The 25,507-nt window shown below is 69.6% G+C and carries 26 protein-coding genes; 14 read left to right on the top strand and 12 right to left on the bottom strand.

What is annotated here, in order from left to right:
- Nucleotides 1-54: 54 nt before the first annotated feature.
- Complete coding sequence (locus ACXJ1Y_RS00710; protein WP_463850000.1) at nt 55-1,113, top strand: AbrB family transcriptional regulator; 1,059 nt, start codon at nt 55-57, stop codon at nt 1,111-1,113.
- An 82-nt stretch (nt 1,114-1,195) separates the two neighbouring features.
- Entirely contained in the window at nt 1,196-2,713 is a 1,518-nt protein-coding gene (gene ilvA, locus ACXJ1Y_RS00705) for a threonine ammonia-lyase, biosynthetic (protein WP_463848286.1), read from the top strand.
- Nucleotides 2,714-2,720: 7 nt separating this feature from the next.
- Here the strand turns inward: ilvA and ACXJ1Y_RS00700 are convergent, their stop codons facing one another.
- The 3 genes from ACXJ1Y_RS00700 to ACXJ1Y_RS00690 are packed head-to-tail and all read right to left on the bottom strand — an operon-like array spanning nt 2,721 to nt 5,753.
- A complete protein-coding gene (locus ACXJ1Y_RS00700; RefSeq protein ID WP_463848285.1) occupies nt 2,721-3,380 on the bottom strand; it encodes an MgtC/SapB family protein in 660 nt (219 codons plus the stop codon).
- A 37-nt stretch (nt 3,381-3,417) separates the two neighbouring features.
- Entirely contained in the window at nt 3,418-4,356 is a 939-nt protein-coding gene (locus ACXJ1Y_RS00695; RefSeq protein WP_463848284.1) for an EcsC family protein, read from the bottom strand.
- A 32-nt stretch (nt 4,357-4,388) separates the two neighbouring features.
- Nucleotides 4,389-5,753, bottom strand: coding sequence for an AmpG family muropeptide MFS transporter (locus ACXJ1Y_RS00690; protein WP_463849999.1), 1,365 nt, complete (start codon nt 5,751-5,753; stop codon nt 4,389-4,391).
- 202 nt (nt 5,754-5,955) lie between these two features.
- On the opposite strand from ACXJ1Y_RS00690, the gene ACXJ1Y_RS00685 reads away from it, so the two are divergent.
- Nucleotides 5,956-6,951, top strand: coding sequence for a PAS domain-containing protein (locus ACXJ1Y_RS00685; RefSeq protein WP_463849998.1), 996 nt, complete (start codon nt 5,956-5,958; stop codon nt 6,949-6,951).
- 4 nt (nt 6,952-6,955) lie between these two features.
- On the opposite strand, the gene mutS is transcribed toward ACXJ1Y_RS00685, so the two are convergent.
- From mutS to ACXJ1Y_RS00670, 3 genes are all read right to left on the bottom strand, one after another.
- Complete coding sequence (mutS, locus tag ACXJ1Y_RS00680; RefSeq protein ID WP_463848283.1) at nt 6,956-9,688, bottom strand: DNA mismatch repair protein MutS; 2,733 nt, start codon at nt 9,686-9,688, stop codon at nt 6,956-6,958.
- 106 nt (nt 9,689-9,794) lie between these two features.
- A complete protein-coding gene (locus ACXJ1Y_RS00675) occupies nt 9,795-10,088 on the bottom strand; it encodes a hypothetical protein (protein ID WP_463849997.1) in 294 nt (97 codons plus the stop codon).
- A 145-nt stretch (nt 10,089-10,233) separates the two neighbouring features.
- Complete coding sequence (locus ACXJ1Y_RS00670) at nt 10,234-11,121, bottom strand: alpha/beta fold hydrolase (protein WP_463848282.1); 888 nt, start codon at nt 11,119-11,121, stop codon at nt 10,234-10,236.
- Between the two features lie 139 nt (nt 11,122-11,260).
- Between ACXJ1Y_RS00670 and ACXJ1Y_RS00665 the strand changes: the two genes are divergently transcribed.
- The 3 genes from ACXJ1Y_RS00665 to ACXJ1Y_RS00655 all read left to right on the top strand — a co-directional run bounded on the left by ACXJ1Y_RS00665 (nt 11,261) and on the right by ACXJ1Y_RS00655 (nt 12,644).
- Nucleotides 11,261-12,013, top strand: a complete 753-nt coding sequence (locus tag ACXJ1Y_RS00665; protein WP_463848281.1) for an SDR family oxidoreductase — start codon at nt 11,261-11,263, stop codon at nt 12,011-12,013.
- 66 nt (nt 12,014-12,079) lie between these two features.
- On the top strand, nt 12,080-12,379 hold the full coding sequence (locus ACXJ1Y_RS00660; protein ID WP_463848280.1) for a type II toxin-antitoxin system RelB/DinJ family antitoxin: 300 nt from the start codon (nt 12,080-12,082) through the stop codon (nt 12,377-12,379).
- Nucleotides 12,366-12,644 carry a type II toxin-antitoxin system RelE/ParE family toxin gene (locus ACXJ1Y_RS00655; RefSeq protein ID WP_463848279.1) on the top strand — a complete coding sequence of 93 codons (279 nt, stop codon included), beginning with the start codon at nt 12,366-12,368 and terminating at the stop codon, nt 12,642-12,644. Before ACXJ1Y_RS00660 ends, ACXJ1Y_RS00655 begins: the two co-directional genes overlap by 14 nt.
- Before the next feature lie 6 nt (nt 12,645-12,650).
- Here ACXJ1Y_RS00655 and ACXJ1Y_RS00650 read toward each other — a convergent pair whose 3' ends face one another.
- Nucleotides 12,651-13,622: a polyprenyl synthetase family protein gene (locus ACXJ1Y_RS00650; RefSeq protein WP_463848278.1), complete on the bottom strand. Its 972-nt coding sequence runs from the start codon at nt 13,620-13,622 to the stop codon at nt 12,651-12,653.
- Nucleotides 13,623-13,721: 99 nt separating this feature from the next.
- On the opposite strand from ACXJ1Y_RS00650, the gene mtgA reads away from it, so the two are divergent.
- Nucleotides 13,722-14,420, top strand: a complete 699-nt coding sequence (mtgA, locus tag ACXJ1Y_RS00645; protein WP_463848277.1) for a monofunctional biosynthetic peptidoglycan transglycosylase — start codon at nt 13,722-13,724, stop codon at nt 14,418-14,420.
- Here the strand turns inward: mtgA and ACXJ1Y_RS00640 are convergent, their stop codons facing one another.
- A complete protein-coding gene (locus ACXJ1Y_RS00640) occupies nt 14,421-15,659 on the bottom strand; it encodes an argininosuccinate synthase (protein WP_463848276.1) in 1,239 nt (412 codons plus the stop codon).
- Nucleotides 15,660-15,857: 198 nt separating this feature from the next.
- On the opposite strand from ACXJ1Y_RS00640, the gene ACXJ1Y_RS00635 reads away from it, so the two are divergent.
- The 7 genes from ACXJ1Y_RS00635 to ACXJ1Y_RS00605 all read left to right on the top strand — a co-directional run bounded on the left by ACXJ1Y_RS00635 (nt 15,858) and on the right by ACXJ1Y_RS00605 (nt 22,632).
- Nucleotides 15,858-16,484, top strand: coding sequence for a 2-hydroxychromene-2-carboxylate isomerase (locus ACXJ1Y_RS00635; protein WP_463848275.1), 627 nt, complete (start codon nt 15,858-15,860; stop codon nt 16,482-16,484).
- A gap of 56 nt (nt 16,485-16,540) precedes the next feature.
- Nucleotides 16,541-17,224, top strand: a complete 684-nt coding sequence (locus tag ACXJ1Y_RS00630) for a DsbA family protein (RefSeq protein WP_463848274.1) — start codon at nt 16,541-16,543, stop codon at nt 17,222-17,224.
- Between the two features lie 235 nt (nt 17,225-17,459).
- Nucleotides 17,460-18,032, top strand: a complete 573-nt coding sequence (locus ACXJ1Y_RS00625) for a F0F1 ATP synthase subunit delta (protein WP_463848273.1) — start codon at nt 17,460-17,462, stop codon at nt 18,030-18,032.
- Between the two features lie 59 nt (nt 18,033-18,091).
- Entirely contained in the window at nt 18,092-19,624 is a 1,533-nt protein-coding gene (gene atpA, locus ACXJ1Y_RS00620; protein ID WP_463848272.1) for a F0F1 ATP synthase subunit alpha, read from the top strand.
- 128 nt (nt 19,625-19,752) lie between these two features.
- On the top strand, nt 19,753-20,643 hold the full coding sequence (locus tag ACXJ1Y_RS00615) for a F0F1 ATP synthase subunit gamma (RefSeq protein WP_463848271.1): 891 nt from the start codon (nt 19,753-19,755) through the stop codon (nt 20,641-20,643).
- 42 nt (nt 20,644-20,685) lie between these two features.
- Nucleotides 20,686-22,143, top strand: a complete 1,458-nt coding sequence (gene atpD, locus ACXJ1Y_RS00610; protein WP_463848270.1) for a F0F1 ATP synthase subunit beta — start codon at nt 20,686-20,688, stop codon at nt 22,141-22,143.
- Nucleotides 22,144-22,230: 87 nt separating this feature from the next.
- On the top strand, nt 22,231-22,632 hold the full coding sequence (locus tag ACXJ1Y_RS00605; protein ID WP_463848269.1) for a F0F1 ATP synthase subunit epsilon: 402 nt from the start codon (nt 22,231-22,233) through the stop codon (nt 22,630-22,632).
- Between the two features lie 59 nt (nt 22,633-22,691).
- Here the strand turns inward: ACXJ1Y_RS00605 and ACXJ1Y_RS00600 are convergent, their stop codons facing one another.
- From ACXJ1Y_RS00600 to ACXJ1Y_RS00585, 4 genes are read right to left on the bottom strand one after another with little or no spacing between them, the layout of a single operon-like run.
- The gene (locus tag ACXJ1Y_RS00600) at nt 22,692-23,930 is read right to left on the bottom strand and encodes a CCA tRNA nucleotidyltransferase (protein WP_463848268.1); all 1,239 of its coding nucleotides are present in this window, start codon (nt 23,928-23,930) and stop codon (nt 22,692-22,694) included.
- Nucleotides 23,927-24,184 carry a DUF6111 family protein gene (locus tag ACXJ1Y_RS00595; protein WP_463848267.1) on the bottom strand — a complete coding sequence of 86 codons (258 nt, stop codon included), beginning with the start codon at nt 24,182-24,184 and terminating at the stop codon, nt 23,927-23,929. The genes ACXJ1Y_RS00600 and ACXJ1Y_RS00595 overlap by 4 nt, the downstream gene beginning before the upstream one ends.
- A 57-nt stretch (nt 24,185-24,241) precedes the next feature.
- A complete protein-coding gene (locus ACXJ1Y_RS00590) occupies nt 24,242-24,919 on the bottom strand; it encodes a CoA pyrophosphatase (protein WP_463848266.1) in 678 nt (225 codons plus the stop codon).
- Nucleotides 24,916-25,500, bottom strand: a complete 585-nt coding sequence (locus tag ACXJ1Y_RS00585) for a DUF1285 domain-containing protein (RefSeq protein ID WP_463848265.1) — start codon at nt 25,498-25,500, stop codon at nt 24,916-24,918. The genes ACXJ1Y_RS00590 and ACXJ1Y_RS00585 overlap by 4 nt, the downstream gene beginning before the upstream one ends.
- Nucleotides 25,501-25,507 lie beyond the last annotated feature (7 nt).

Genomic DNA, 25,507 nt, shown 5'->3' with positions numbered 1-25,507 from the left:
GTGTAGCCGGCGGGGCGCCCGTCAACTCCGGCGGGAATGCATCCCCCGATCGCCGTGCCTCCCCTCCGCACCATCGGCCTCTGGCTCGCGCTCGTCGCGGTCTCCGCCGCCATCGCCTACGGTCTCACCGCCGCGCAATTTCCCGCCGCCCTTCTGCTCGGGCCGATGATCGCGGCCATCGCCTTCGGGGTCGGCGGCTCGCACCTCACCGTGCCGCGACCAGGCTTCCTGGCGGCGCAGGCGATGATCGGCTGCCTCGTGGCCCATGCCGTGACGGGGCAGATCGCGCAGACGCTGTTCGAGGACGGCTTCCTGATCGTGGCCGTGGTGCTGGTGACGGTCGCCGCCTCCGCCTTCGTCGGCTGGATGCTCACGCGCCTGCGCATCCTGCCCGGCACGACGGCGGCCTGGGGCTCCTCGCCCGGCGGCGCCTCGGCGATGGTCGCCATGGCCGAGGATTTCGGGGCCGATCCGCGCCTCGTCGCCTTCATGCAATATGTCCGCGTCGCCGCCGTGGTGTTCTCCGCCTCCGTGGCCGCGCGCTTCCTGATGAGCGGCGCGCCCGCCAGCCCGGCCTCGGCCGCGGGCGACGCGACGGCGGCGAGTTCGGTGGCCGCCACCCTGCTCGTCGCGGCCATCGGCGCCTTCGTGGCGATCAAGCTGCGGGTGCCGGCCGGGGCGCAGATCGGGCCGATGGTGCTGGGCTCCGTGCTCCACGCCACCGGCCTCGTGCGCATGGCGCTGCCGGTGCCGATCCTCGAACTCGCCTATGCCTGCATCGGCTGGTACGTCGGCCTGCGCTTCACCCGCGAGACGCTGCGGCTGACGGTGAACGCCCTGCCCGGCATCCTCGTGGCGACCTTCTCGGTCATCCTGCTCTGCGCGGGCTGGGGCTTCCTGCTGACGCTCCTCCTGCCCATCGACCTCCTCACGGCGATCCTCGCGACGAGCCCCGGCGGGCTCGATTCGGTGGCGATCATCGCCGTGGGGTCGCAGGCTGATGTGTCCTTCGTGCTGGCGGTGCAGACCCTGCGGCTCTTCGTGGTGTTGCTGACCGGGCCGCTTCTGGCCAAGTGGATCAGCCGCCTGGTGCCCGAGCCCGTCACGCGATAGCGGAGCAGCCCTGCCGGGGCCGCCCTCGCCTCGCCCGGCGCAAGGGTCTATGCCCCGTGGCTCACGAGCCCCTTCGCAGCCGATGACCGACTACATCAAGAAGATCCTCACCGCCCGCGTCTATGACGTGGCGATCGAGAGCCCGCTCGACCCGATGCCGCGCCTCACGCGCCGGCTCGAACGCCCCGTGCTGCTCAAGCGCGAGGATCTGCAGCCGGTCTTCTCGTTCAAGCTGCGCGGCGCCTACAACAAGATGTCCGGCCTCGCGCCGGAGCAGGTGGCGCGCGGCGTCGTCTGCGCCTCTGCCGGCAACCACGCCCAGGGCGTCGCCCTGGCGGCGGCCAAGCTCGGTGCCCGCGCGGTGATCGTGATGCCGCGCACCACGCCCTCCATCAAGGTCGATGCCTGCCGGGCGCGGGGCGCCGAGGTGGTGCTGCACGGCGACGCCTTCGACGAAGCGCTCGCCGAAGCCCGCCGCCGGGAGCACGAGGACGGGCTGACCTTCCTGCACCCGTTCGACGACGAGGACGTGATCGCCGGCCAGGGCACCATCGGCAAGGAGATCCTGCAGCAGCATACCGGGCCCATCGAGGCGATCTTCGTGCCCGTGGGCGGCGGCGGGCTCGCGGCCGGCATCTCGACCTTCGTGAAGTACCTGCGGCCGGGCACCAAGGTGATCGGCGTGGAGCCCGACGACGCGGCCTGCATGAAGGCCGCCCTGGACGCCGGTTCGCTCGTGGACCTGCCCTCCGTGGGCCTGTTCGCGGACGGCGTGGCGGTGAAGCGCGCGGGCGAGGAGACCTTCCGCCTGTGCCGGGAGAATCTCGACGGGATCATCACCGTCGACACCGACGCCATGTGCGCGGCGGTGAAGGACATCTTCGACGACACCCGCGCCGTCTCCGAACCCTCAGGCGCGCTGAGTCTGGCGGGTGCCAAGCTCTATGCCGAGCGCCACGGCGGCACGGGCACGCTCATCGCCATCTCGTCGGGCGCGAACCTCAATTTCGACCGCCTGCGCCATATCGCCGAGCGCGCCGAGATCGGTGAGCAGCGGGAGGTGCTGCTGGGCGTCACCATCCCCGAGAAGCCCGGCGCCTACAGGGCCTTCATCAATGCGCTGGGCCCGCGCGCCATCACCGAGTTCAACTACCGGCAGGCGCCCGCCTCGGACGCGCAGATCTTCGTCGGCATCAACCTCGCCGGCGGCAAGCGCGAGAAGCAGGAGCTGATGGGCTCGCTCGGCGAGGCCGGCTACCGCGTGCTCGACATGAGCGACAACGAGATGGCCAAGGTCCATGTGCGCTACATGGTCGGCGGCCGCAGCCCCGGCCTGATGCACGAGCGGCTGTTCCGCTTCCAGTTCCCGGAGCGCCCGGGGGCGCTGATGAAGTTCCTCGACGCCCTGGCGCCGAACTTCGACATCACCCTCTTCCACTACCGCAACCACGGGGCCGATTACGGGCGCGTCCTCGCCGGCATCGACGTGCCGCCCGAGGACCAGGCGCGGTTCGAGGCGGCGATCGAGGATCTGGGCTACCCGGCGACGGAAGAGACCGAGAACCCGGCCTACCGCCTGTTCCTCGACGGCGGAATCTGAGCCGCCCTCACCCGCCCTTGGTCTCGACCGTCACCACGTCGCGCGACTCGCGCAGCTTCTGCTCGATGAGGGCCAGGGCGGCGGGCGGGAGCGCCGAGAATTGCACCGTCACCACCTCGTGGTCGGCATCCTCGGCGGGGGAGACGACGAACTGGCGGATGCGGGAGGCGTAATCCCCGGTGATCGCGTGGAGCGCATCCAGGGACATGGTCCCGCGCTTCACCGTCAGGCGCAGGCCGTGGCCGCGCAGACGGTCGCGCCAGCGCTCCTCGAACGGCTTCACCCCGGCGAGGATGCCGACCACGATGGCCGTCGCGGCGAGGGCCGGCACGTAGAGCCCCGCGCCGACCGCGAGCCCGATGGCCGCCACCGCCCAGAGGCTTGCGGCCGTGGTGAGACCCTTCACCACCTCGCCCTTGAGCAGGATCGTGCCCGCGCCGAGGAAGCCGATGCCCGAGACGACCTGCGCCGCGATGCGGGAGGGATCGAGCACCACGTTGTGCGCGCCGAGCACGTCGGCGAAGCCGAAGGCCGAGACGAGCATGATGAGGCACGAGCCGGTGCAGACCAGCATGTGCGTGCGCAGGCCGGCGGCCCAGAGCAGCCGCTCGCGTTCCAACCCCACGACGCTGCCGAACAGCGCGGCTGCCGCGAGCCGCGCGATCATCTCTGCGTTGCCGATCAGAATACTGCTCCCATGAATGTCAGGCCGGGCCGAGGGCAGCCTTCTCGATCTCGTAGGCGGCCCTGACCGCCGGGGCCCCGTAGCGCCGCTCCAGCCGGCGGATGGTGAAATGCGCCCGCGCCGTCGACTGGAAGTGGTTCATGAACACGGTGTTGACCGCCGCCCCGCCCACCGCGCCGAGAATCGGCACCGCCTGCGCGGCGACCTTCTCCGATACGACGATGCCGAACCGCGCGGCGATCTGCGCCGCGAAGCGCATCAGCGCCGGGCCCGACTGGTCCACGAGGGAGATCGTGCCGGCGTATTTCACGGCCTCGGTCATGGTCTTGGCGAGGGCCGCGCGCACGGCGAAATAGCCGCTCTCCGTCAGCGTCGAACCGACCTCGGCGCTCGCGAGCCTGCCGCCGCCGAGCGCGAAGACCTGGACGCAGGCGAGCGCCCCCTCCGGCGTCTCGATGTCCTCGCCCTCCTCCCGCGCGATCTCCGCGATGGAGCGGAGCATCAGCGTCGTGGAGACGGGCAGTTCCACCGCGATGGTGGCGAGGCCGAAGGCGCCGCCGAGCGCTCCCGAGAGGGCGGCGAGCGCGCGGTGCTTGCCCTCGCTGGAACCGAACAGCCGTTTCAGCCGGCCCTCCGGCTCGGTGTGCGGCGCCGGCAGGCGGGACGCCAACGCCGGATCGCCGTTCTTCGGCAGCGTCGCCAGGGCGACGCGGATCGCGGTGCGCAGGGCGACTTCGGTGCCCTTGGCCACCGCATCCATGACGGGCGTCGGAAGTGAGCGGCCGATCATCTCGATGGGCGTGCCCGCCGCCGCCGAAAGCCGCGCCGCAAGGCCCGGCTGTTCCAGAGATTGCACCGCCCGGCGCAGGGCGGCGAGGTCGTCCTCGCTCAGGGCCGGAGCCGCCGTATCGGCGGGGGGAAGGATCTCCCCGGAGAGGATCACATCGCCGCTCGTCATGGCACCACCGCTCAAAGCTGTGTCCTTCGCTCTCACGCCGTTTTAGGCGCCCTCGCGGGGGAAGGAAGCGGGGAGACGCTCGGGGAGTTCCCCTCCGCCGGCTCTTTGACCCCCGTCCGCCGCCCGACGGCAACGCACAGGGCCAGCACCGGGAGCCCGATCAGCGACGTGAACGTGAAGAAGGCGGGGTAGCCGATGGCCGTAACGATGAAACCCGCCGAGCCGGCGATGAGCTTCCCCGGCAGGGCGTAGAGCGAGGAGAACAGGGCGTATTGCGTGGCCGCGTAGGCCGGGCTCGTGAGGCTCGACATGTAGGCGATGAGCACGATGCCGGCGAAGGAGCCGCAGAAGTTCTCGACGGAGATCGCCACGATCAGACGCCAGATCTCCGGCGCGCCGGCCGAGAGCCACGCGAAGGCGAGGTGCGAGGCCGCCGCCAGGAAGGCGCCCAGCAGCAGGGTCGGGAACATGCCGAGGCGCGCCAGCGCCCAGCCGCCGACGAACCCGCCCGCGATGCCGACCCACACGCCGTAGAGCTTGGTGACGGTGGCGATCTCCTTCAGGTCGAAGCCGAGCGTCCGGTAGAGGGGGCTCGCCATGACGCCGGAGAGGAAATCCGGCAGGCGGAACAGGGCGACGAGGAGCAGGATCGCGTAGAGCGCCGGCCCGAAGCGGGTATGCAGCTCGGTCAGGGGCTCCACGAGGGCGCGGCGGGCCGACCACAGGCGCGAGGTCGGCGCGGCCTGTTCGACGGCCTGCACCCGGCGGTCGTAGGGCGGTGCCAGCAACGCGGCGATGAAGCCGACGAGCATGAGCGCGGCCATGCTGAGATAGGCGATCTGCCAGCCGCCGGAGGCCGCGATGAACAGGGCACCCGCCCCGGCGGTGATGAGCCCGAGCCGGTAGCCGAGATTCGAGGTGGCGGCGAGGATGCCCTGCATGTCGCTGCCGGCGGCGTCGATGCGCCAGCCATCGACCACCACGTCCTGGCTCGCCGCGCAGAAGGCCACGAGGAACGCGCCGAAGCCCAGCAGGGCGAGGCTGGTCTTCGGGTCCGCGAAGGCCATCAGGAGCAATGCGGTCGCCGTGGCGAGTTGCGTCGTCACCATCCAGGCCCGGCGGCGCCCGAGCGCGCGCGACAACAGCGGAATATCCAGCCGATCGATCATCGGCGCCCAGAGGAACTTCAGCGAATAGGGCAGCGCGACGTAGCTGAAGAGACCAATGGTCTTCACGTCGATGTCCGAAAAGGCCAAGCGCAGGGTGAAAGTCCCGAGCACCAGCAGAAGCGGCAGGCCCGACGAGAAGCCGAGGGCCAGCATTAGCAGGATGCGTTTGTCCTCGACGATGTCGCGCATCCGAAACCGGCGCGTTTGCTTCTGAGCGGCGACGGGCATGCGCTGGAACTCCTCGACCGGCTCGCTCTTGTCAGGCAGAAACATGGCGACCTTGCGTTGGCCGTGTTTTGCCGCGCGGGCTCACCCCCGTATGATGGTCAACGCATGCTTAACGGGCCTTTTACTTCGGGGCGACATGACCGACTGACGGGGCGGAGTGGATGAGGCGTTGAGTACCGGGCCAGAGAGCGGTCCTTCCGCTATAACCCTCGCGGCGGCGTTCGCGACGACGCCTTCGCCGATGCTCGTCGCCGACGCGCGCGCGCACGACCATCCCATCGTCTGGGCGAACGCGGCCTTCCTCCGTCAAACGGGCTACGCACTGGACGAGGTGACGGGCCGGAACTGCCGCATGCTTCAGGGCGCGGCGACCGACCCCGCCGAGGTGGCGCGCCTGCGCGAGGCCGTCAGCGCGGGCCGTGCGGTCTCCGCCGAGATCCTGAACTACCGCAAGGACGGCACGACCTTCTGGAACGCGCTGACCATCACGCCCGTCCGCGACGATCAGGGCCTCGCCTATTTCTTCGCGTCGCAGACGGACACGACCAAGGCGCGTGTCGAGGCTGAGAAGGTCACGGGCCTGACCGCCGAGCTCGCGCAAAAGACGGCGTTGATCCACGAGATCGACCACCGGGCCAAGAACAACCTTCAGGTCATCTCCTCGCTGATGCTGCTGAAGGCCCGGCGGATACAGGACGGCGAGGCGCGGGAAGCCCTGGAAGGCATGGTCGAGCGCATCGGCGCGCTCTCCATCGCCCACCGCCTCCTCTACACCGAGCAGGACGGCAGCCACTTCGCCCTCACGGAATTCGTCGGCGAACTCCTCTCCGACCTCGATGCGGGCATGGCCGACGACCGCATCCGCATCGACACGGAGGTCGAGTCCATCCGGCTCCCCGCCTCCATGGCGGCGCCGCTGGCGCTGATGATCCACGAACTCGTCGCCAACGCCCTGCGCCACGCCTTTCCCGGCGGTCGCCCCGGCCGCGTCTCGATCACCGCCCGGCGGACTGAGGTCGGCATGGGCGTCGAAATCTGCGACGACGGCGTCGGCTTCGATGCGACCGTCCCGGAGGTCTCCGGCTTCGGCCGCAGCCTCGTGGAGATGGTCGCCAAGCAATTGCGCGGCACCGTCCGCTGGCTGCCTCAGGCCTCCGGCACGCGGGTCGACATCGCGATTCCCCTGCGCGCCAAGTAGCGGCTCAGCCGGGCACCCGGCTTTCCTCCCGTTCGCGCTTCAGCCGGTAGAGCGCCTCCAGCGCCTCGCGGGGAGTGAGCGCATCGGGGTCGATGGCATCGAGCAGCAGGGCGAGCTTGTCCTCCGGCAATTCGGCCGGCGGCTCGGGGGGCGGCGGTGGGCTCAGGGTCGCGAAGAGCGGCAGATCGTCGATCCGCGCGCGGGCCGAGCGTCCGCCCTGCGACTTCTCCAGGCTCTTGAGGATCGAACCCGCCCGCGTGACGACGCTCGCCGGAAGACCGGCGAGGCGTGCGACCTGCAACCCATAGCTGCGCTCGGCGATGCCGGGCACCACCTCGTGCAGGAACACGACGCCGCCCCGGTGCTCCGCGACCTTCAGCGTCGCGTTGTCGATCCGGGGGAGCCGGTCGCCTAGCGCCGTCAATTCGTGGAAATGCGTGGCGAACAGCGCGCGGCAGGCATTGGCCTCGTGCAGGTGTTCGAGGCACGCCCAGGCGATGGACAGGCCGTCGAAGGTCGCGGTGCCGCGCCCGATCTCATCGAGGATCACCAGGGAGCGGCGGGTCGCCTGATTGAGGATCGCGGCCGTCTCGACCATCTCGACCATGAAGGTCGATTGCCCGCGCGCCAGGTCGTCGGCGGCGCCGACGCGGGAGAACAGGCGGTCCACCCGCCCGATCCGCGCCGAGGCGGCGGGCACGAAGGCGCCCATCTGCGCCAGCACGACGATCAGCGCGTTCTGGCGCAGGAAGGTCGACTTGCCGCCCATGTTCGGGCCGGTGATGAGCCGGATGCGGCCCCGCCCCTCGCCCGACAGGTCGCAATCGTTGGCGATGAACGGCTCGCCCGTCCGCCGCAGGGCTGCCTCCACCACCGGATGCCGTCCGCCCTCGATCGCGAAGGACAGCGAATCGTCCACGATGGGCCGGCGCCAATCGCCCTCGATCGCCAGCGCGGCGTGGCTCCCCGCCACATCGAGGGACGCGAGGGCGTCGGCCACCGCGTTGAGGCTCGCCGAAGCCGCGACGACGGCCCCCGCCAGATCGTCGAACACTTCGCTCTCGAGGGCGAGCGCCCGGTCGGCCGCGCCGGAGATCTTGCGTTCCAGTTCGCCCAACTCGACGCTGGTGAAGCGCATGGCATCCACCATCGTCTGCCGGTGGACGAATTCCTTCTGCAATCCCTTGAGGCAGGCTTCGCCGACCGATTGCGGAACCTCGATGTAATAGCCGAGCAGGTTGTTGTGCTTGATCCGCAGGGTCCGGCAGCCGGTCTCCTCCGCGTAGCGCGCCTGAAGGGCCGCCACCACCTTGCGCGAATCCTGCCCGAGCAGGCGGGCCTCGTCGATCTCGGCCAGGAAGCCCGGCCGCACGAAGCCGCCATCGCGCCGCGAAAGTGGCAGTTCGTCCGCCAGGGCGGCGGCGAGCGTCGCGCCGATCTCCGGATCGACGCCGGACAGCGCCCGGCCGGTCTCGGTGAGGGCCGATGGCAGGTCCGGTGCCGCGCGTAGCGTCTCCGCGATCCGCAGCGCCGCCGCGAGGCTGTCGCGCACCGCCGCGAGGTCGCGGGGGCCGGAACGGCCGAGGCCGATGCGGGAGAGGGCGCGCGGCAGGTCGGGCGCGGCGGCCAGCGCCTCGCGGCAGGCATGGCGGAGGGAGGCATCCTCCACCAGACGGGCGACGGCATCCTGCCGCCGGCCGATGCGGGTGAGGTCGGTGAGCGGCCCGGCCAGATGCTCGGCCAGGAGGCGCGCGCCGTTCGCCGTCACCGTGCGGTCGATGGTGGCGAGCAGGCTCCCCGTCCGCTCGCCGGAGAGCGTGCGCGTCAGTTCGAGGTTGGCCCGCGTGGCGGCATCGATGGAGAGCGTCGCGCCGGTCTCCTCGCGGCTCGGCACGGCGAGTGGCGCGCGGGCGGCGAGTTGCGTGCGGGCGATATAGAGGAGGCCCGTCCCCGCCGCCGCGATCTCCGCGCGGCTGAACCGGCCGAACCCGTCGAGGGTCGAGACACCGTATTGCTCGCGGATTCGCCGCTCGGCGGCCGAGGGTTCGAGTTCGGCCTGGGCCAGCGGCACAACGGCGGCCTTCGTATCCTGCCACAGCCGCGCCAGGGCCGGATCGGCATGGATCGCCTCCGACAGCACGATCTCGCGCGGGTCGTGCCGGGCCACGGCGCCGGGCAATTCGCCCGCCGGGACTTCGCTCAGGGAGAACCGGCCGGTGGAGATGTCGATGGCCGCGAGGCCGTAGACGAAGCCGCTCTCCGACGCCTTCTGCCGGCCGATGGCGAGCAGTAGGTTGGCGCTCGCGGGATCGAGGAGGCGGTCCTCGGTGATGGTGCCGGGGGTGACGAGGCGCACCACCTCCCGCCGCACCACGGATTTCGGGCCGCGCTTCTTGGCCTCGGCGGGGTCCTCGGTCTGCTCGCAGACGGCGACCCGATGCCCGAGGGCGATCAGGCGGCTGAGGTAATCGTCGGCCCGCTCGACGGGCACGCCGCACATCGGGATCTCCGCCCCGGCATGCTTGCCGCGCTTGGTCAGGACGATGCCGAGGGCCCGCGAGGCGATCTCCGCGTCGCCGAAGAACAGCTCGTAGAAATCGCCCATCCTGTAGAAAAGGAGGCAATCCGGGTTGGCCGCCTTGATCTCGATGTACTGCGCCATCATCGGCGTGGCGCCGGCCGTGTCGAGGTTGCCCGTCTCCGGCGGCGACTGGGGGATACGAGAGGTGCGGCCCATGCCGCCTTCCTAACAGAGCCCCCGCTCCGAATCAGTCCCACGCGGCCGCTTGCCTGGGGACGTCGCGGCCCGGCACCGAAGCGCCGGGCCCGTTGTCACGCGAAAATCAGTAGCGCGGGCCGCCCGTGGTGTTGCCGAGCTGCTGCGCCCGGCCCGGCATCGCCGGGTTGCGGGCGTTCGGATTGCCATGGCGCATGGTGTTCATGCGGCGCATCCGGCGCTCGTGCCGGGTCGAGTGGTGACGGTGCATCCGGTGATGGTGGTGACGGTGCATCGCCACGTTCTCCATCAGGGCGTCCTGACCGAGGCCCGGCTGGACCGGAGCGGGCGCGGCCTGGGCCGAACCCGCGAAGAGCGCGCCGAGCACGAGGCCGGCGGCGAGAGAGGTACGAAGAGAGATCAAGGAAGTCCTCCGGACGAAAATGTCAGGCAGCGGCCCAAGGTCGCAGGGATCGCAAGAGTTCCCTGTCGAGCCATTAAAAAATAACGGTGTCCGAGTGCGTAGGACTCGGATTAAAACCAGAAGCGCCAGTCGAGCGGGATATTCAGCGCTCTTTCTCCAGCTTGAAGAAGTTTTCGAGCGTCGAAGACACGGCCTCCGGCGCCTCATGCTGGATCCAATGCGTCGTGTCCGGGAACCAGCGGATCCGGCCGTCGTCGCACAGGCGCAGGCTCGCCTCCGCGAGCCCGGGCTGCAGGGCGTGGTCGCGTCTGCCCCAGAGGATGAGCGTCGGCATCGTCACCCGGGGCGGATCGCGGCGGGGCAGCTTCACCAGCGCGCGGTACCATGCGAGCATCGCCGTCATCGCGCGGGGCCGGGTCCATTCACGGGCATAGGCGTCGAGATCGGCCTTCGAGAAGGTGCCCTTCCGGCTGGTGCTCACGAGGGCCCGGCGCAGGGCCTTAGCATCGTCCGCCGTGAGCCAGCGCTCCGCGAAGCCCCGGAGTTGGAAGAAGCCGACATACAGGCTGCGCAGCCATTGGCCGGGATGGTGCCGGATATAGCTCGCGACGATACCCGGGTGGGGCGCGTTGAGAATCGCCAGGCGAATGACATGCTCCGGGTGGACGCTCGCCACCCACCACGCGACGAGGCCGCCCCAATCGTGGCCGGCGAGACAGAATTGCTCCGCTCCACAGGCCCGCCCCAGGGCGACGACATCCGCCGCGAGGCGGTCGAGGTGATAGTCCTCGATGCGTCTGGGCTTGTCGCTGAGCCCGTAACCGCGCTGGTCCGGCACGATCACGCGAAAGCCCGCACGCGCCAGCGGCCCGACCTGCCGGTGCCAGCCGGCCGCGCTTTCCGGGAAACCGTGAAGCAGGATCACCACCGGCCCGTCGCGCGGCCCGGCCTCGCCGACATTGAGCGTCACCCCGTCGAGATCGACGCGGCGGAACACGAGTTCATTCGGGGCTGGGGAAGACTGGGCCATCACCCTCTCGACGCCCCGGCCCGCCAACCGTTCCGGCGGCGACAATCGGGGGCGTTCCCGGCCGTATCACGGGCGCGGGCGTTGCGTGCCGCGCGAGCCTCGCTCTACAGCCTCAGGCAACGAGAACCGGGAGGACGGAATGAGCGCCACGGGCAAGATCGCGATCGTAACGGGCGCCGGCACCGGCGTCGGCAAAGCGGCATCCGTCGCGCTGGCCGGGGCGGGCTGGAAGGTCGTGCTGTCGGGGCGCCGCCGCGAGCCACTGGACGAGGTCGCCGCGCAGATCGGCGCCGGGAACGCCCTCGTCGTCCCGACCGACGTGACCGACCCCGAATCGATCAAGGCCCTGTTCGACGCCACCGTGGAGCGGTTCGGGCGCCTCGACATGATCTTCAACAATGCCGGCATCGGCGCGCCGGCCGTTCCCCTGGAGGACCTGCCGCTGGAGACGTGGCGTCAGGTGGTGGACACGAACCTGACCGCGATCTTCCTGTGCACGCAGCACGCCTTCCGCATCATGCGCGACCAGAGTCCGCGCGGCGGGCGGATCATCAACAACGGCTCGATCTCGGCCTACGCGCCGCGCCCGAACTCCATCGCCTACACGGCGACGAAGCACGCGGTGACGGGCATCACCAAATCGACCTCCCTCGACGGCCGCGCCTACGACATCGCCTGCGGCCAGATCGACATCGGCAACGCCGACACCCCGATGGGCGGCCGGATGAAGGAGGGCGTCCCGCAGGCGGACGGCAGCGTCCGCGCCGAGGCGGTGATGGACCCGCTGCATGTCGGCGAGGCCGTCCTCATGATGGCGAACCTGCCCATCGAGGCGAACGTGCAGTTCATGACCGTGATGGCGACGAAGATGCCGTTCGTCGGGCGGGGGTGAACGCATCTTGAAACGGGCGACCGGCCGTGCATCTCATTTGAGACACAGGCTGGATTGCCCGGAGGGATGATGCCCCGAACCTCGATGCTCCATGTCCGCGTCGACGATGCTCTGAAAGCGGACGCGTCGGAAACGCTCGCGAAGTTCGGCCTGACGGTGTCGGATGCCGTCCGCATCCTGCTCACGCGCGTCGTGCACGAGGGCGGCCTGCCGTCCGGGCTCACCGCCGACCCCGATTCCCACGATGCGTGGTTTCGGGCCAAGGTCCAGGAAGCCCTGGCCGATCCCGGCCCGGCCGTCCCTCACCGCGAGGTCATGGACGAGGCGCAGGCCTTGATTGATCGGAAGCGCGGTGCCCGTTCTTGAATGGCATCCAGCCGCCCGGGCGGACCTGCTCGCGATCGTGGATTACATCTCGGACGACAACATCGAAGCCGCGCAGCGGCTGAAGAATGAGATCGAGACGAAGGCGGCGTCTTTAACCGAACGCCCGAAGCTTTATCGCGCCGGCCGGGTCGCCGACACGCGGGAGATGGTCGTCCGCTCGACCTACGTCGTCGTCTACGCAGAGAACGAGCGAGCGGTGACGATCCTCAGGGTCCTTCACGGCGCCCGGCAATGGCCGCCGTAGAAACCCTCAGGTCTTCCGCGCCACGGTGAAGCGGGCGGCGTCGCGCAGGACGCGGGCGCCCTCGCCCCATTGGGACACCGCATCCTCGCAGACCGCCACGAGGCGGTCGCACTCGGCGCGGGCGCCGTCGAGGCCCAGGCGGTCCACCAGGGTCGCCTTGCCCGCGTCCTTGTCCTTGCCGGTCGCCTTGCCCATCGCCTCGGGCGAAGCCTCGCGGTCGAGGATGTCGTCGGCGATCTGGAACGCTTGGCCCAGGGCGTGGCCGTAGCGCAGCAAGGCGGCGCGCTGCCCCTTGTCGGCCCCGCCGACCAGAGCGCCGGCCTCCACCGAGAAGGCCAGGATCGCGCCGGTCTTCATCGCCTGCATCCGCAGCGTATCGTCCACGTCGAGGTTCACGGCGCCGAAGCGGCCCTCGGCCGTGAGATCGAGCAACTGCCCGCCGACCATGCCGCCGAGGCCCGACGCGCGGGCGAGGCCGAGGACGAGGTCGGCGCGGATGGCCGGATCGGGCTGCCACGCCGGATCGGCCACCACCTCGAAGGCCAGCGTCAGGAGGGCGTCGCCCACGAGGATCGCGGTCGCCTCGTCGTAGGCCTTGTGCACCGTGGGCTTGCCCCGGCGCATGTCGTCGTTGTCCATCGCCGGCAGGTCGTCGTGGACGAGGGAGTAGCAATGCACCAGTTCGACGCCCGCGCCGGCCGCCAGCGCCGCCGCCTCGGCCCCGCCGAGCATCTTCGCCGTCTCGATGGCGAGGAAGGGCCGCAGACGCTTGCCGCCGCCGAGCACCGCGTGGCGCATCGCCTCCATCAGACGCGGCGGGCGCGTGATCTCGCCGGGGCCGGTCTGCTCGCCGAGTCGCTCCACAAGGAAAGTCTCGACCTGCTGCGCAACCTGCGCGAGCCTATGGGAAAAGTCGGGCGCGGAAGAGTTCGCCTTGACCGGACGGGCGTCCGACTGCGTTGAGGGGTTCGGGTTCATCGGGCGTCGCGTCCGGATCTGGCCGTGCGGAGTGAGTTGAGCATCGGCGTGAGGGAGGAAAAGATCAGGGCCGAAAGGCCGTTGGAGGAGGCGCAGCAGGTGCGTCCGCGCGCCCGGCCGAGGCGGGCGGCGCCGTTGCGGCGGCTGGTCGGGCTGCTGCTGCTCGTTCCCGCGCTAATTGTGGTCATCGTGCTCACGTTGGCGCTCGTCTATAGCGCGGTGACGCCGCCGTCGACTCTCATGCTTGGCCGTTGGTTGACGCTGCAGCCGGTGGACCGGCAGGCCGTCCCCCTGGCGCGGATTGCGCCCGCCCTGCAGCTCGCGGTGCTCACCTCCGAGGACCAGCGATTCTGCCTCGACCACGGCGTCGATTTCGGCGCCATCCGCGATGTCGTGGACGACGAGGATTCCCCCTCGCGCGGCGCCTCGACCATCGCCATGCAGACGGTGAAGAACGTGTTCCTGTGGCCGGGGCGGTCCTACATCCGCAAGGCCGTCGAGATTCCGCTGGCGCTCGCCCTCGACACCCTGTGGGGCAAGCGGCGGATGATGGAGATCTATCTCAACGTCGCGGAATGGGGGGACGGCATCTACGGGGCGCAGGCGGCGAGCCGCTACTGGTTCCACAAGGACGCCGCCGACCTCACCCGCCAGGAGGCGGCCCTGCTCGCCGCCGTGCTGCCGAACCCGATCCTGCGCAGTGCCGGCCGCCCCTCCGCCGGCGTGCGCCGGCGGGCGGCGCGCATCCAGGGGATGATGGGGCGGACGGAGGGTCTGGCCGCCTGCCTGCGGCGGTGATCAGCCCTCGCGCTTCTTGCGCTGGGCCAGCGTCCGCAGGCGCAGGGCGTTGAGCTTGATGAAGCCCGCCGCGTCGCGGTGGTCGTAGGCCACGGCGCCTTCCTCGAAGGTCACGAGGTCCTGATCGTAGAGGGAGTGCGGGCTCTCGCGGCCGATGACGTGGATGCCGCCCTTGTAGAGCTTCAGCCGCACGGTGCCGGTGACCTTCTCCTGGCTCTTGTCGATCAGCGCCTGGATCATCTCCCGCTCCGGCGAGAACCAGAAGCCGTTGTAGATCAGCTCCGCGTATTGCGGCATCAGCTGGTCCTTCAGGTGCGCCGCGCCGCGATCCAGGGTGATCGATTCGATGGCCCTGTGCGCCGGCAGCAGGATCGTGCCGCCGGGCGTCTCGTACATGCCGCGGCTCTTCATGCCGACGAAGCGGTTCTCCACGAGATCAAGGCGGCCGATGCCGTTCGCCCGGCCCAGTTCGTTAAGCTTGGCGAGCAGCGTGGCGGGCGACATCGCCTCGCCATCGACGGAGACGGCATCGCCCCGCTCGAAGCCGATGGTGACGATGGTCGGTTCGTCGGGCGCTTCCTCCGGCGAGAGCGTGCGCGAGTAGACGTAATCGGGCACCTCGACGGCCGGATCCTCCAGCACCTTCCCCTCGGAGGAGGCGTGGAGCAGGTTCGCGTCCACCGAGAACGGGCTCTCGCCGCGCTTGTCCTTGGCGATCGGGATCTGGTGCTGCTCGGCGAAGGCGATCAGCTGCTCGCGGGAGCGCAGGTCCCACTCGCGCCAGGGGGCGATGACCGTCACGTCGGGCTTGAGGGCGTAGTAGCCGAGCTCGAACCGGACCTGATCGTTCCCCTTGCCGGTGGCGCCGTGGCAGACGGCATCCGCGCCGACACGCTGGGCGATCTCGATCTGCTTCTTGGCGATGAGCGGCCGGGCGATGGAGGTGCCGAGCAGGTAGACGCCCTCGTAGACCGCGTTCGCCCGGAACATCGGGAACACGTAATCGCGAACGAACTCCTCGCGGAGGTCCTCGATGTAGATGTTCTCCGGCTTGATGCCGAGCAGTTCCGCCTTGCGGCGGGCCGGCTCCAGCTCCTCGCCCTGGCCGAGATCGGCGGTGAACGTCACCACCTCGCAGCCATAGGTGGTCTGCAGCCACTTCAGGATGATGGAGGTGTCGAGGCCGCCCGAATAGGCGAGCACGACCTTCTTCACGGCGGGCTTGGCGGGATCGGTCATTCGACGTCCGGTAACGGGAGGGCGTGGATCGCGGCGGCTTATCGCGGGCGACACCCGCCTGCAACCGGCATGCCGTCTTGAGCGTATGCCCCTGTGAAGATGGGCCCGAATCCATACGTCGGACGCCTTGAGCCCTGGCGTCGCCGGCCCAACTTGGCCAGAGCGACCCTTTGAGACGATGACCGAAAGGCCGAACAGATGGCGCGCCAGCCCGTGTTGGAGTTCTGGTACGAATTTGCCTCGACCTATTCGCACCTCGCGGCACAGCGCATCGAGGCGGCGGCGGAGAAGGCCGAGGTGAGCGTGCGTTGGCGGCCGTTCCTCGTCGGCCCGCTCTTCGCCTCGCAGGGCTGGACGACCTCGCCGTTCAACCTCTTCCCGGCCAAGGGCCGCAACATGTGGCGCGACCTCGAACGGCAGGCCGCGGCCTACGGATTGCCGCCGATCACCAAGCCCGATCCGTTCCCGCAGAACAGCCTGAACGCGGTGCGGGTGGCGATCTTCGGGCAGGATCAGGAGTGGCTGGTGCCGTTCTCGAAGGCGGTGTTCTCGGCGAGCTTTTCGCAGGGGCGCTCCATCTCCGAGCCGTCCGCCGTGGTCGCGATCCTCGATTCGCTCGGCCTCGACGGGACGCAGGTGCTGAAGGCCGCCGCCTCCGACACCAACAAGACGAAGCTCCGCGTCAGCGTGGAGGAGGCCCGTTCGCGCGGCATCTACGGCGCGCCGACGTTCCTGACCGACGACGGCGAATTGTTCTGGGGCAACGACCGCCTCGAACAGGCCCTCGCCTGGGCCAGCGGCGACCGGCCGCCCGGCTTAAGGTGATGCGAACCGGGCGACGGCCATAAATGCGCCATCTGACGCCGCTCGGTTCCGCAGCCATGATGATGACCCGTCGCCGCCTCCTCGCGGCCTCCGCCGGCCTCGCCCTCGCGGGCCCCGCCGCCGCGCAATCCTACGGCCAGCGCGTCGCCGTCACGGGCGACGACGGGAAGGCGGTGGCGAACTCGATCCTCCCCGGCGAGATCACCGGCCAGATCCCCGCCCTGCGCGGCGTGACCTATGCCGGCCCGAAGGACGGGGAGACGGTCCTCTACGAGTTCTTCGACTTCAATTGCCCCTGGTGCCGGAAGGCCGCAGCCGACGTGGTCGCCCTGCACGAATCCGATTCGACCCTGCGCATCGGCCTCGTCCACAACCCGATTCTGTCCCCGGATTCGGCGCAGGCCGCCAAGGTGACGCTCGCCGTGCAGCGCAAGCTCGGCGCGGCGGCGGCGTTCGGCTTCTACCGGACGCTCCTGTCGAAGCCCGGCCGCATCGACGGCCCCGGCGCCTTGACCGCCGCGACGTCCCTCGGGGTGCCGCAGGCCGAAATCGAGGAGATCGCCGACAGCAACGAGGTGCGCCTCGCGCTGCGCAGCCACATGCGCATGGCGGCCGATCTCGGGCTCTACGCCACCCCCTCCTACGTACTCGGCAATTCGGGCATCCTCGGCCATCCCGGCGCGAAATCCATGGCCAAGATGATCGCCAGCACCCGCCGTTGCGACCGGCTGGCGTGTTGAAAACCGCTTGACACCGGTCGTCACACTTCTGCCGCCCTGTCGCGCAGCCGACAGCGTCGCCTTGCGCCCATCCGCTGAGCCATGCTAGGCGGTCGCCGCGCCGGACGGGGGCGACGGAAGCCCTGTCCGATCCCGGCGCGATCCAAAAACCATTGCCCAGGGCCGAAAGGTCTTGCGCAGCGCGCGGACGGGTCTCAAACCCGACCACGCGGGCAACGAGAGAAGAGAGCGACGGGTGGCGCAGAACGGTTCCGAGGCTGGTCCCCTGGTCGCAGGCGTGTCGGGCCGGTACGCTTCCGCCCTCTTCGAGCTCGCGCGAGACGAGCGCCAGCTTGACGCGGTGGCCGAGGCCCTCAATCAATTCGACGGGTTGCTCAAGGAGAGCGCGGATCTCCGCCGCCTCGTGCGCAGCCCGGTCTTCAGCGCCGGGGAGCAGGAAGCCGCGATCAGCGCCATCCTGGAGAAGGCCGGCATCACCGGGCTCGCCGCCAACTTCATCCGTCTCTCGGCCGCGAACCGCCGGCTCTTCGCCCTGCCGGGTATGATCGCCGCCTTCCGGTCCCTCGTTCAGGATTCGAAGGGCATCGTCCGCGCCGAGGTGCGGGTGGCAGAGCGGCCCTCCGATGCGGTGATCGAGGAGATCAAGGCGTCGCTGAGGGACATCGCGAAGGCGGATGTCGACATCAACCTCGTGATCGATCCGAGCCTGATCGGCGGCCTCGTCGTGAAGATGGGCTCCCGCATGGTCGACGCCTCGCTCAAGACCAAGCTCAACGGTATCCGCCTCGCGATGAGGGCTGCGCGCTAAGCGCGCCACCACCCCGCGACCCGTAATTCGACAGACGCTAAAGCCACAGGGGCACGAGCATGGACATCCGCGCCGCCGAGATCTCCGCGATCCTCAAGGACCAGATCAAGAACTTCGGCGAGGAAGCCGAAGTCTCCGAGGTCGGTCAGGTTCTCTCCGTCGGTGACGGCATCGCCCGCGCCTACGGCCTCGACAACGTTCAGGCCGGTGAGATGGTCGAGTTCGAGTCGGGCGTGCGGGGCATGGCCCTGAACCTCGAGCAGGACAACGTCGGCATCGTGATCTTCGGCTCCGACCGTGAGATCAAGGAAGGCCAGACCGTCAAGCGGACCGGCGCCATCGTGGACGTGCCGGTCGGCAAGGGCCTGCTCGGCCGCGTCGTGGACGCGCTGGGCAACCCGATCGACGGCAAGGGCCCGATCGTGTCGACCGAGCGTCGCCGCGTCGACGTGAAAGCGCCGGGCATCATCCCGCGCAAGTCGGTGCACGAGCCGATGGCCACGGGCCTGAAGGCCATCGACGCCCTGATCCCGGTCGGCCGCGGCCAGCGCGAGCTGATCATCGGCGACCGCCAGACCGGCAAGACCGCCATCGCCCTGGACACGATCCTCAACCAGAAGCCGGGCCATACCGCGGGCGGCGACGAGAAGTCGAAGCTCTTCTGCATCTACGTCGCCATCGGCCAGAAGCGCTCGACGGTGGCCCAGTTCGTGAAGGTCCTCGAGGACCAGGGCGCCCTGGAATACTCGATCGTCATCGCCGCCACCGCCTCCGACGCCGCGCCGATGCAGTTCATCGCGCCGTTCGCCGGCTGCGCCATGGGCGAGTACTTCCGCGACAACGGCATGCACGCCGTGATCGTGTACGACGATCTGTCCAAGCAGGCCGTCGCCTACCGCCAGATGTCCCTGCTGCTGCGCCGCCCGCCGGGCCGCGAGGCTTACCCGGGCGACGTGTTCTACCTCCACAGCCGCCTGCTCGAGCGCGCCGCCAAGATGGGCGACGCCGCCGGCAACGGCTCGCTGACCGCCCTGCCGGTCATCGAGACCCAGGCCAACGACGTGTCGGCCTACATCCCGACCAACGTGATCTCGATCACCGACGGCCAGATCTTCCTTGAGACCGACCTGTTCTACCAGGGCATCCGCCCGGCGGTGAACGTCGGCCTCTCGGTGTCGCGGGTGGGCTCCTCGGCCCAGACGAAGGCGATGAAGAAGGTCGCCGGCAAGATCAAGGGCGAGCTGGCGCAGTACCGCGAGATGGCGGCCTTCGCTCAGTTCGGCTCCGATCTCGACGCCTCGACCCAGCAGCTGCTGAACCGTGGCTCGCGCCTCACCGAACTCCTGAAGCAGCCGCAGTTCTCGCCGCTGAAGATGGAAGAGCAGGTCGCGGTGATCTACGCCGGCGTGAACGGCTACCTCGACAAGATGCCGCTCGCGAAGGTGCGCCCGTTCGAGGACCAGCTCCTCAGCACCCTGCGCACCAAGCACAAGGACCTGCTCGACTCGATCGCCGCCTCGAAGGACCTGTCGGACGACAACGCCGGCAAGCTGAAGAGCGTCGTCGAGAGCGTGGCCAAGGCGGTCGCCTGACCCAAGACCCTCTGATCCCGGGATCGCCCGGGATCAGGTTTGCGCTCGCCTGATCGGGGCGGGCACGATCCGCCTCCTCCCTCCGCGAGGGAGGAGAGGCCCCTAGGAACGGACCTGGACCTCACTCGATGGCGAGCTTGAAGGACCTGCGGAACCGCATCACCTCGGTGAAGGCGACGCAGAAGATCACCAAGGCCATGCAGATGGTCGCCGCGGCCAAGCTGCGCCGCGCCCAGATGGCCGCCGAGGCGGGCCGCCCCTTTGCCGAGAAGATGTCCGGCGTGCTGGGCAACCTCGCCGGCAACATGATCGGCGGCAACAACGCCCCGAAGCTCCTCTCGGGCACCGGCTCGGAGCAGGTGCATTTGCTCGTCGTCTGCACGGGCGATCGCGGCCTCTGCGGCGCGTTCAACTCCTCGATCGTCCGCCTCGCCATCCGCGAGCATGCCCTGAAGCTTCAGGCCGAGGGCAAGACGGTCAAGTTCATGACCATCGGCAAGAAGGGCCTCGACCTCCTGCGCCGCCAGTTCCGCGACCAGATCGTGGAGAGCATGGACATCCGCGGCAACAAGCCGGTGGACTACGCCTTCGCCTCCGAGATCGCGCAGAAGATCGTGGCGCGCTTCGATGCGGGCGAGTTCGACGTGGCGACGCTGTTCTTCGCCGAGTTCCGCTCGGTGATCTCGCAGATCCCCACGGCGCAGCGCCTCATCCCGGCCGAGCTTCCGGCCACGACCGAGACGACGGCCAAGCCCGGCGGCAACGCCGCGCTGGAGTTCGAGCCCTCCGAGGAAGTGATCCTGGAGACCCTGCTGCCGCAGAACCTCGCGGTGCAGGTGTACCGGGCGCTCCTGGAGAACGCCGCCTCCGAGCAGGGCGCCCGCATGAGCGCGATGGATTCCGCCACCCGCAACGCGGGGGAGATGATCAAGAAGCAGACGCTGGTCTACAACCGGACCCGTCAGGCGATGATCACCAAGGAGCTCATCGAAATCATCTCCGGCGCCGAGGCCCTCTAAGGGTATCGGCACCGTCCGCACAGATTGAAGGGTAGGCAGACAATGGCGAACACCGCACTCCCCGGCGCCGGCTCCAACAAGGTCGGCAAGATCACCCAGGTCATCGGCCCCGTGGTCGACGTGCAGTTCGAGGGCCACCTGCCCGAGATCCTGAACGCCCTGGAGACCAAGAACAACGGCGCCCGCCTCGTCCTTGAGGTCGCCCAGCAGCTCGGTGAGAACACCGTCCGCTGCATCGCCATGGACACGTCCGAGGGCCTGACCCGCGGCCAAGAGTGCACGGATACCGGCGAGCCGATCAAGGTTCCGGTGGGCATGAACACCCTCGGCCGAATCATGAACGTCATCGGCGAGCCGATCGACGAGCTCGGCCCGGTCGTGTGCGACACCTACCGCGCCATCCACCAGCCGGCCCCCTCCTATGCCGACCAGTCGACCGAGGCGCAGATCCTCGTGACCGGCATCAAGGTGGTGGACCTGCTCGCCCCCTACTCCAAGGGCGGCAAGGTTGGCCTGTTCGGCGGCGCCGGCGTCGGCAAGACCGTGCTGATCATGGAGCTGATCAACAACATCGCGAAGGTTCACTCCGGCTACTCGGTGTTCGCCGGCGTCGGTGAGCGCACCCGCGAGGGCAACGATCTCTATCACGAGATGATCGAGTCCAAGGTGAACGTCGATCCGAAGGAGCATGGCGGCTCGGCCGAGGGCTCCAAGTGCGCCCTGGTCTACGGCCAGATGAACGAGTCCCCCGGCGCCCGCTCCCGCGTGGCCCTTACTGGCCTGACCATCGCGGAGCAGTTCCGCGACGAGGGCCAGGACGTGCTGTTCTTCGTGGACAACATCTTCCGCTTCACGCAGGCGGGCTCCGAGGTGTCGGCGCTTCTCGGCCGCATCCCCTCGGCGGTGGGCTATCAGCCGACTCTGGCCACCGACATGGGTGCCCTGCAGGAGCGCATCACCACCACCAACAAGGGTTCGATCACCTCGGTGCAGGCCATCTACGTGCCGGCCGACGATCTGACCGACCCGGCGCCCGCCGCCTCGTTCGCCCACCTCGACGCCACGACCGTGCTGTCGCGCTCGATTGCCGAGAAGGGCATCTACCCGGCGGTGGACCCGCTGGACTCCACCTCGCGCATGCTCTCGCCCGCCATTCTCGGCGAGGAGCATTACGACGTGGCCCGCCGCGTCCAGCAGACCCTGCAGCGCTACAAGGCCCTGCAGGACATCATCGCGATCCTGGGCATGGACGAGCTGTCCGAAGAGGATAAGCTCACCGTGGCCCGCGCCCGCAAGATCGAGCGCTTCTTCTCGCAGCCCTTCACGGTGGCCGAGGTGTTCACCGGCTCGCCGGGCGTGCAGGTGGCCCTCGAGGACACCATCAAGGGCTTCAAGGGCCTTGTGAACGGCGACTACGACGACCTGCCCGAGGCCGCCTTCTACATGGTCGGCACCATCGAGCAGGCCCAGGAGAAGGCCAAGAAGCTCAAGGCGGCGTAAGCCGGCAAGTCGTCCCCTCCCCGCTCTCGGGGAGGGGCCACGCTTCCCGTGATCGGGAAGAGAGCTTGAGGCGGGAATTCTGAGACGATGGCCACCTTCCACTTCGATTTCGTCGGCCCCGAGCGGACGCTGTATTCCGGCGAAGTGAACGCCGTTCAGTTGCCCGGCATCGAGGGCGAGATGACCGTGATGGCGGGTCACGCCCCGGTCCTCACCTCCCTCCGGGTCGGCGTCATCGTCGTCACCGAGAGCCAGGGCTCCGGCAAGCGCATCTACGTCCGTGGCGGCTTCGCCGATATCGGGCCGAAGGGCGTGACGGTTCTCGCCGAGCGCGCCGCTCCCATCGAGGAGCTGAACGCCGCGTCCCTCGATCGCGACATCGAGGCGATCCAGATGCAATACGATGCCACCGAGGATCTGCAGAAGCGCGAGGAGCTGAACGCTCAGATCGTGCAGCTGCGCGAGACCAAGGCGCTGCTGAAGCTCTGAGCTTCACCGCATCGTCGGACTTCTCAAACGTCCCCGTCCAATTGGCCGGGGACGTTTTTTTATGGGCGCGCGGCCTCCAGCGCCTGGGCCAGCAGGGCTTGGCGCGAAGCCTCATCCTCCGGGCAGCCGAGCGCGAGCCATTCGGCCTTCGCCGCCGCGAGGCCCTTCCCGATGGCGCGGCCGGGGGGAAGACCCTCGCGAACGAGATCGCCGCCGGTCAGGGGAAAGACCGGATCGCCCTTCCCACCCGCCAAGCGGGCGGCCTCCGCCAGGGCGGCTTCGTCGGGGCGTGGGCGCGGCTCGCCAGCCAGGATCGCCAACGTCTCCCCCACCATGCGTCCGCCATGAACCGAGGCAAGGGCACGCACGTCCTTCATGCCGAGCCCCTCGCGGCCGTGAAGCGCGGCGAGGAGCGCGGCGTAGGTGTCCAGTTGCGCCGTCTCGGCATTCGAGAGGCGCAGGCTGTCGCGCAGGCGCGGCTCATCGTGGGCGGCGTGGACGCACAGCGCCGCGAGCCGCATCGTGGCCCCCTGCCCTGCCGCCGCGCTGCGGGCGAGGCGCCCCAGTTCCGCAACGCCGCCGCTGATCCGCTGCAACAGGCCCGTCCCGGACAGCAGCGTCACCACGGGGACGCAGCCGGGGGCCAGCAGCAGCTTCAGGAATTCGTTGCGCACCCGCTCGCGGGACAAGCCGTCGACGGCATCGCGGGCGGCGATGCAGGCGGCGAGCGCCGGCCCATCCGGCTCGGCTTCGGCGAAGCGGGCGTGAAACCGGAAGAAGCGCAGGATGCGCAGGGCGTCCTCACGGATGCGGGTCGCCGCCTCGCCGATGAAGCGGACGCGACGGGCGCGCAGGTCGTCCAGGCCGCCCACCGTGTCGTGCAGCGCCCCGTCCGCGCCGAGGGACAGGGCGTTGATGGTAAAGTCGCGTCGGGCGGCGTCCTGCGCGAAGTCGCCGCCGAACCGCACCACGGCGTGGCGCCCGTCCGTCTCGACGTCCTCCCGCAGGGTCGTGACCTCGATGGGCTCCTGCGGCGTCACCACGGTGATCGTCCCGTGCTCGATGCCCGTCGGCACGGCCTTCAGCCCGGCGTGGCGCGCGTGCTCCATCACCGCCTCGGGCCGGAGCGTCGTCGCGATGTCGATGTCGGAGGCCGCCGAGCCCAGGAGCGCATCGCGCACACAGCCGCCGACGAGGCGTGTCTCCTCGCCGGGCGCGGCGAGGGCGGCCAGGGTGGCACGCACGCTCGGACGGGCGAGGAGCGCCGCCGGACCCGCCGTGTCGAGGCTGCGATTCACCGGAACTGCCCCGGCACGAGGTGCCCGTTCTCCATGTGCGGCGGCACGTATCCGCTTTCGCTGCGGGTCGAGAACAGGCCCTCGTAGACCAAGGAGGCGATCACCACGAACAGCCCGGCCAGAACGAGCCGCGTACCCTGCTTGGTCCAGTGGTGCAACCTAAACGGATTGCGCCCCGTCACCACAAGCAGGACGAGGAACAGGCCGAAGGGTATCAGGAAGAGGCCGAACTCTTCGATGAAGCGGCGAAGCATGGATGTGTCGGTGAGAGGATGTTTCGCGGGGCGGAACGCTGCGATACGAATCCGAGACTAGCGCGGCCGGTCTCCGCTGTCGCCGTAAACCGGCGGATTCTCGGGATAAAGCCGCTCGCGCAGGTTATTGAGGATGCCGGCGGTGACGCCCCAGATCAGCCGCTCGCCGAACGGCATGGCGTAGAACCAGCGCTGCCGCCCCTTCCATTCACGCGACTGGAGGACATACCGCGCCCGGTCCATCAGGAAGGAAAGCGGCACCTCGAACACCTCTGCCACCTCGGTGGGGTTCGGGCGGAACGGCGCGGAGGGCGCGGCAAGCCCGATGACCGGTGTGACGAGGAAGCCCGTGCCCGAGAGATAGGGGTCGAGATAGCCGAGCACCCGCACGTCCTTTGGCGCCAGGGCGATCTCCTCCTGCGCCTCCCGCAGGGCGGCCTCGGCGGGTCCTGGATCGGTGGGGTCGATCTTGCCCCCCGGCAGGGCGACCTGCCCGGAATGGTCGCGCAGGCCGCTGGCGCGCTGCGTCAGCACGAGGGCCGGGCCCTCGGGACGGTGGAGCACCGGCACCAGCACCGCCGCCCGGCGATGGGGCGGCGGCGGGATCACCGCCGCGCCGTCCGGGTCGATGCTGTGGTCGCCGCGCGGGTTCGAGGTCGGATCGTCCGGGCCCGGCGGCTCGCGCGAAAGGCCCGCCTCGGCGCGGGCGAGGAATTCAGAGAGTGCCGGGCTCACGCCTGATTCGCCGGGGCGATCCGGTGGAACGTGCCCCCGGCCGCGATCCCGAGCCAGGCTTCGCCGTCGATCTCCCGCTCCTCGGCGAGGTCCACGAGGTCGTAGGTCAGGGCGCGGGTCACGAGCGCCCAGAGGCCCCGCCGGACATGAAGGTAGGGCTTCAGCCCGCCCTCCGAATCCTGCTCGAAGCGCAGGGCGTGGTCGGCATCGAGGCGCACGAGGTCATCGACGTTGGTGCGGAAAGCGATGCTGCGCTCCGGCCCCTCGCCCTCCACCGCCATCTCGACGGCGAGGAACGGCGCGTCCTCCACAACGATGCCGACGCTTTCCACGGGGGTGACGAGGACGGTGCGTCCGTCCGCCTCCCGCCGCAGGATGGTCGAGAACAGGCGGACCAGCTTCTCCCGGCGGATCGGCGAGCCGTTATGGTGCCACGTCCCGTCGGCGGCGATGCGGATGTCGATCTCGCCGCAATAGGGCGGGTTCCACGTCTCGACCGGCGGCAGGCCGCGCTTGGGCAGGCTGCCGAGGGCCGCGCTCAGGCGGCTCAGGGCCGGATCGGGGGCGGCGTCTTCGCTCATCGCTGCA

It is taken from the genome of Methylobacterium sp. TK26, from assembly GCF_055361565.1.
Note: the sequence above shows the minus strand (reverse complement) of the source record. Positions and strands in the feature narration are given on the sequence as shown.

Excerpts from the sequence above, each read along its gene's own strand:
- ilvA (WP_463848286.1), top strand. The coding sequence starts at position 1,196 with ATGACCGACTACATCAAGAAGATCCTCACCGCCCGCGTCTATGACGTG.
- ACXJ1Y_RS00700 (WP_463848285.1), bottom strand. The coding sequence starts at position 3,380 with ATGATCGCGCGGCTCGCGGCAGCCGCGCTGTTCGGCAGCGTCGTGGGG.
- ACXJ1Y_RS00695 (WP_463848284.1), bottom strand. The coding sequence starts at position 4,356 with ATGACGAGCGGCGATGTGATCCTCTCCGGGGAGATCCTTCCCCCCGCC.
- ACXJ1Y_RS00690 (WP_463849999.1), bottom strand. The coding sequence starts at position 5,753 with ATGCCCGTCGCCGCTCAGAAGCAAACGCGCCGGTTTCGGATGCGCGAC.
- mutS (WP_463848283.1), bottom strand. The coding sequence starts at position 9,688 with ATGGGCCGCACCTCTCGTATCCCCCAGTCGCCGCCGGAGACGGGCAAC.
- ACXJ1Y_RS00670 (WP_463848282.1), bottom strand. The coding sequence starts at position 11,121 with ATGGCCCAGTCTTCCCCAGCCCCGAATGAACTCGTGTTCCGCCGCGTC.
- ACXJ1Y_RS00665 (WP_463848281.1), top strand. The coding sequence starts at position 11,261 with ATGAGCGCCACGGGCAAGATCGCGATCGTAACGGGCGCCGGCACCGGC.
- ACXJ1Y_RS00660 (WP_463848280.1), top strand. The coding sequence starts at position 12,080 with ATGATGCCCCGAACCTCGATGCTCCATGTCCGCGTCGACGATGCTCTG.
- ACXJ1Y_RS00650 (WP_463848278.1), bottom strand. The coding sequence starts at position 13,622 with ATGAACCCGAACCCCTCAACGCAGTCGGACGCCCGTCCGGTCAAGGCG.
- ACXJ1Y_RS00640 (WP_463848276.1), bottom strand. The coding sequence starts at position 15,659 with ATGACCGATCCCGCCAAGCCCGCCGTGAAGAAGGTCGTGCTCGCCTAT.
- ACXJ1Y_RS00635 (WP_463848275.1), top strand. The coding sequence starts at position 15,858 with ATGGCGCGCCAGCCCGTGTTGGAGTTCTGGTACGAATTTGCCTCGACC.
- ACXJ1Y_RS00630 (WP_463848274.1), top strand. The coding sequence starts at position 16,541 with ATGATGATGACCCGTCGCCGCCTCCTCGCGGCCTCCGCCGGCCTCGCC.
- atpA (WP_463848272.1), top strand. The coding sequence starts at position 18,092 with ATGGACATCCGCGCCGCCGAGATCTCCGCGATCCTCAAGGACCAGATC.
- ACXJ1Y_RS00615 (WP_463848271.1), top strand. The coding sequence starts at position 19,753 with ATGGCGAGCTTGAAGGACCTGCGGAACCGCATCACCTCGGTGAAGGCG.
- atpD (WP_463848270.1), top strand. The coding sequence starts at position 20,686 with ATGGCGAACACCGCACTCCCCGGCGCCGGCTCCAACAAGGTCGGCAAG.
- ACXJ1Y_RS00605 (WP_463848269.1), top strand. The coding sequence starts at position 22,231 with ATGGCCACCTTCCACTTCGATTTCGTCGGCCCCGAGCGGACGCTGTAT.
- ACXJ1Y_RS00595 (WP_463848267.1), bottom strand. The coding sequence starts at position 24,184 with ATGCTTCGCCGCTTCATCGAAGAGTTCGGCCTCTTCCTGATACCCTTC.
- ACXJ1Y_RS00585 (WP_463848265.1), bottom strand. The coding sequence starts at position 25,500 with ATGAGCGAAGACGCCGCCCCCGATCCGGCCCTGAGCCGCCTGAGCGCG.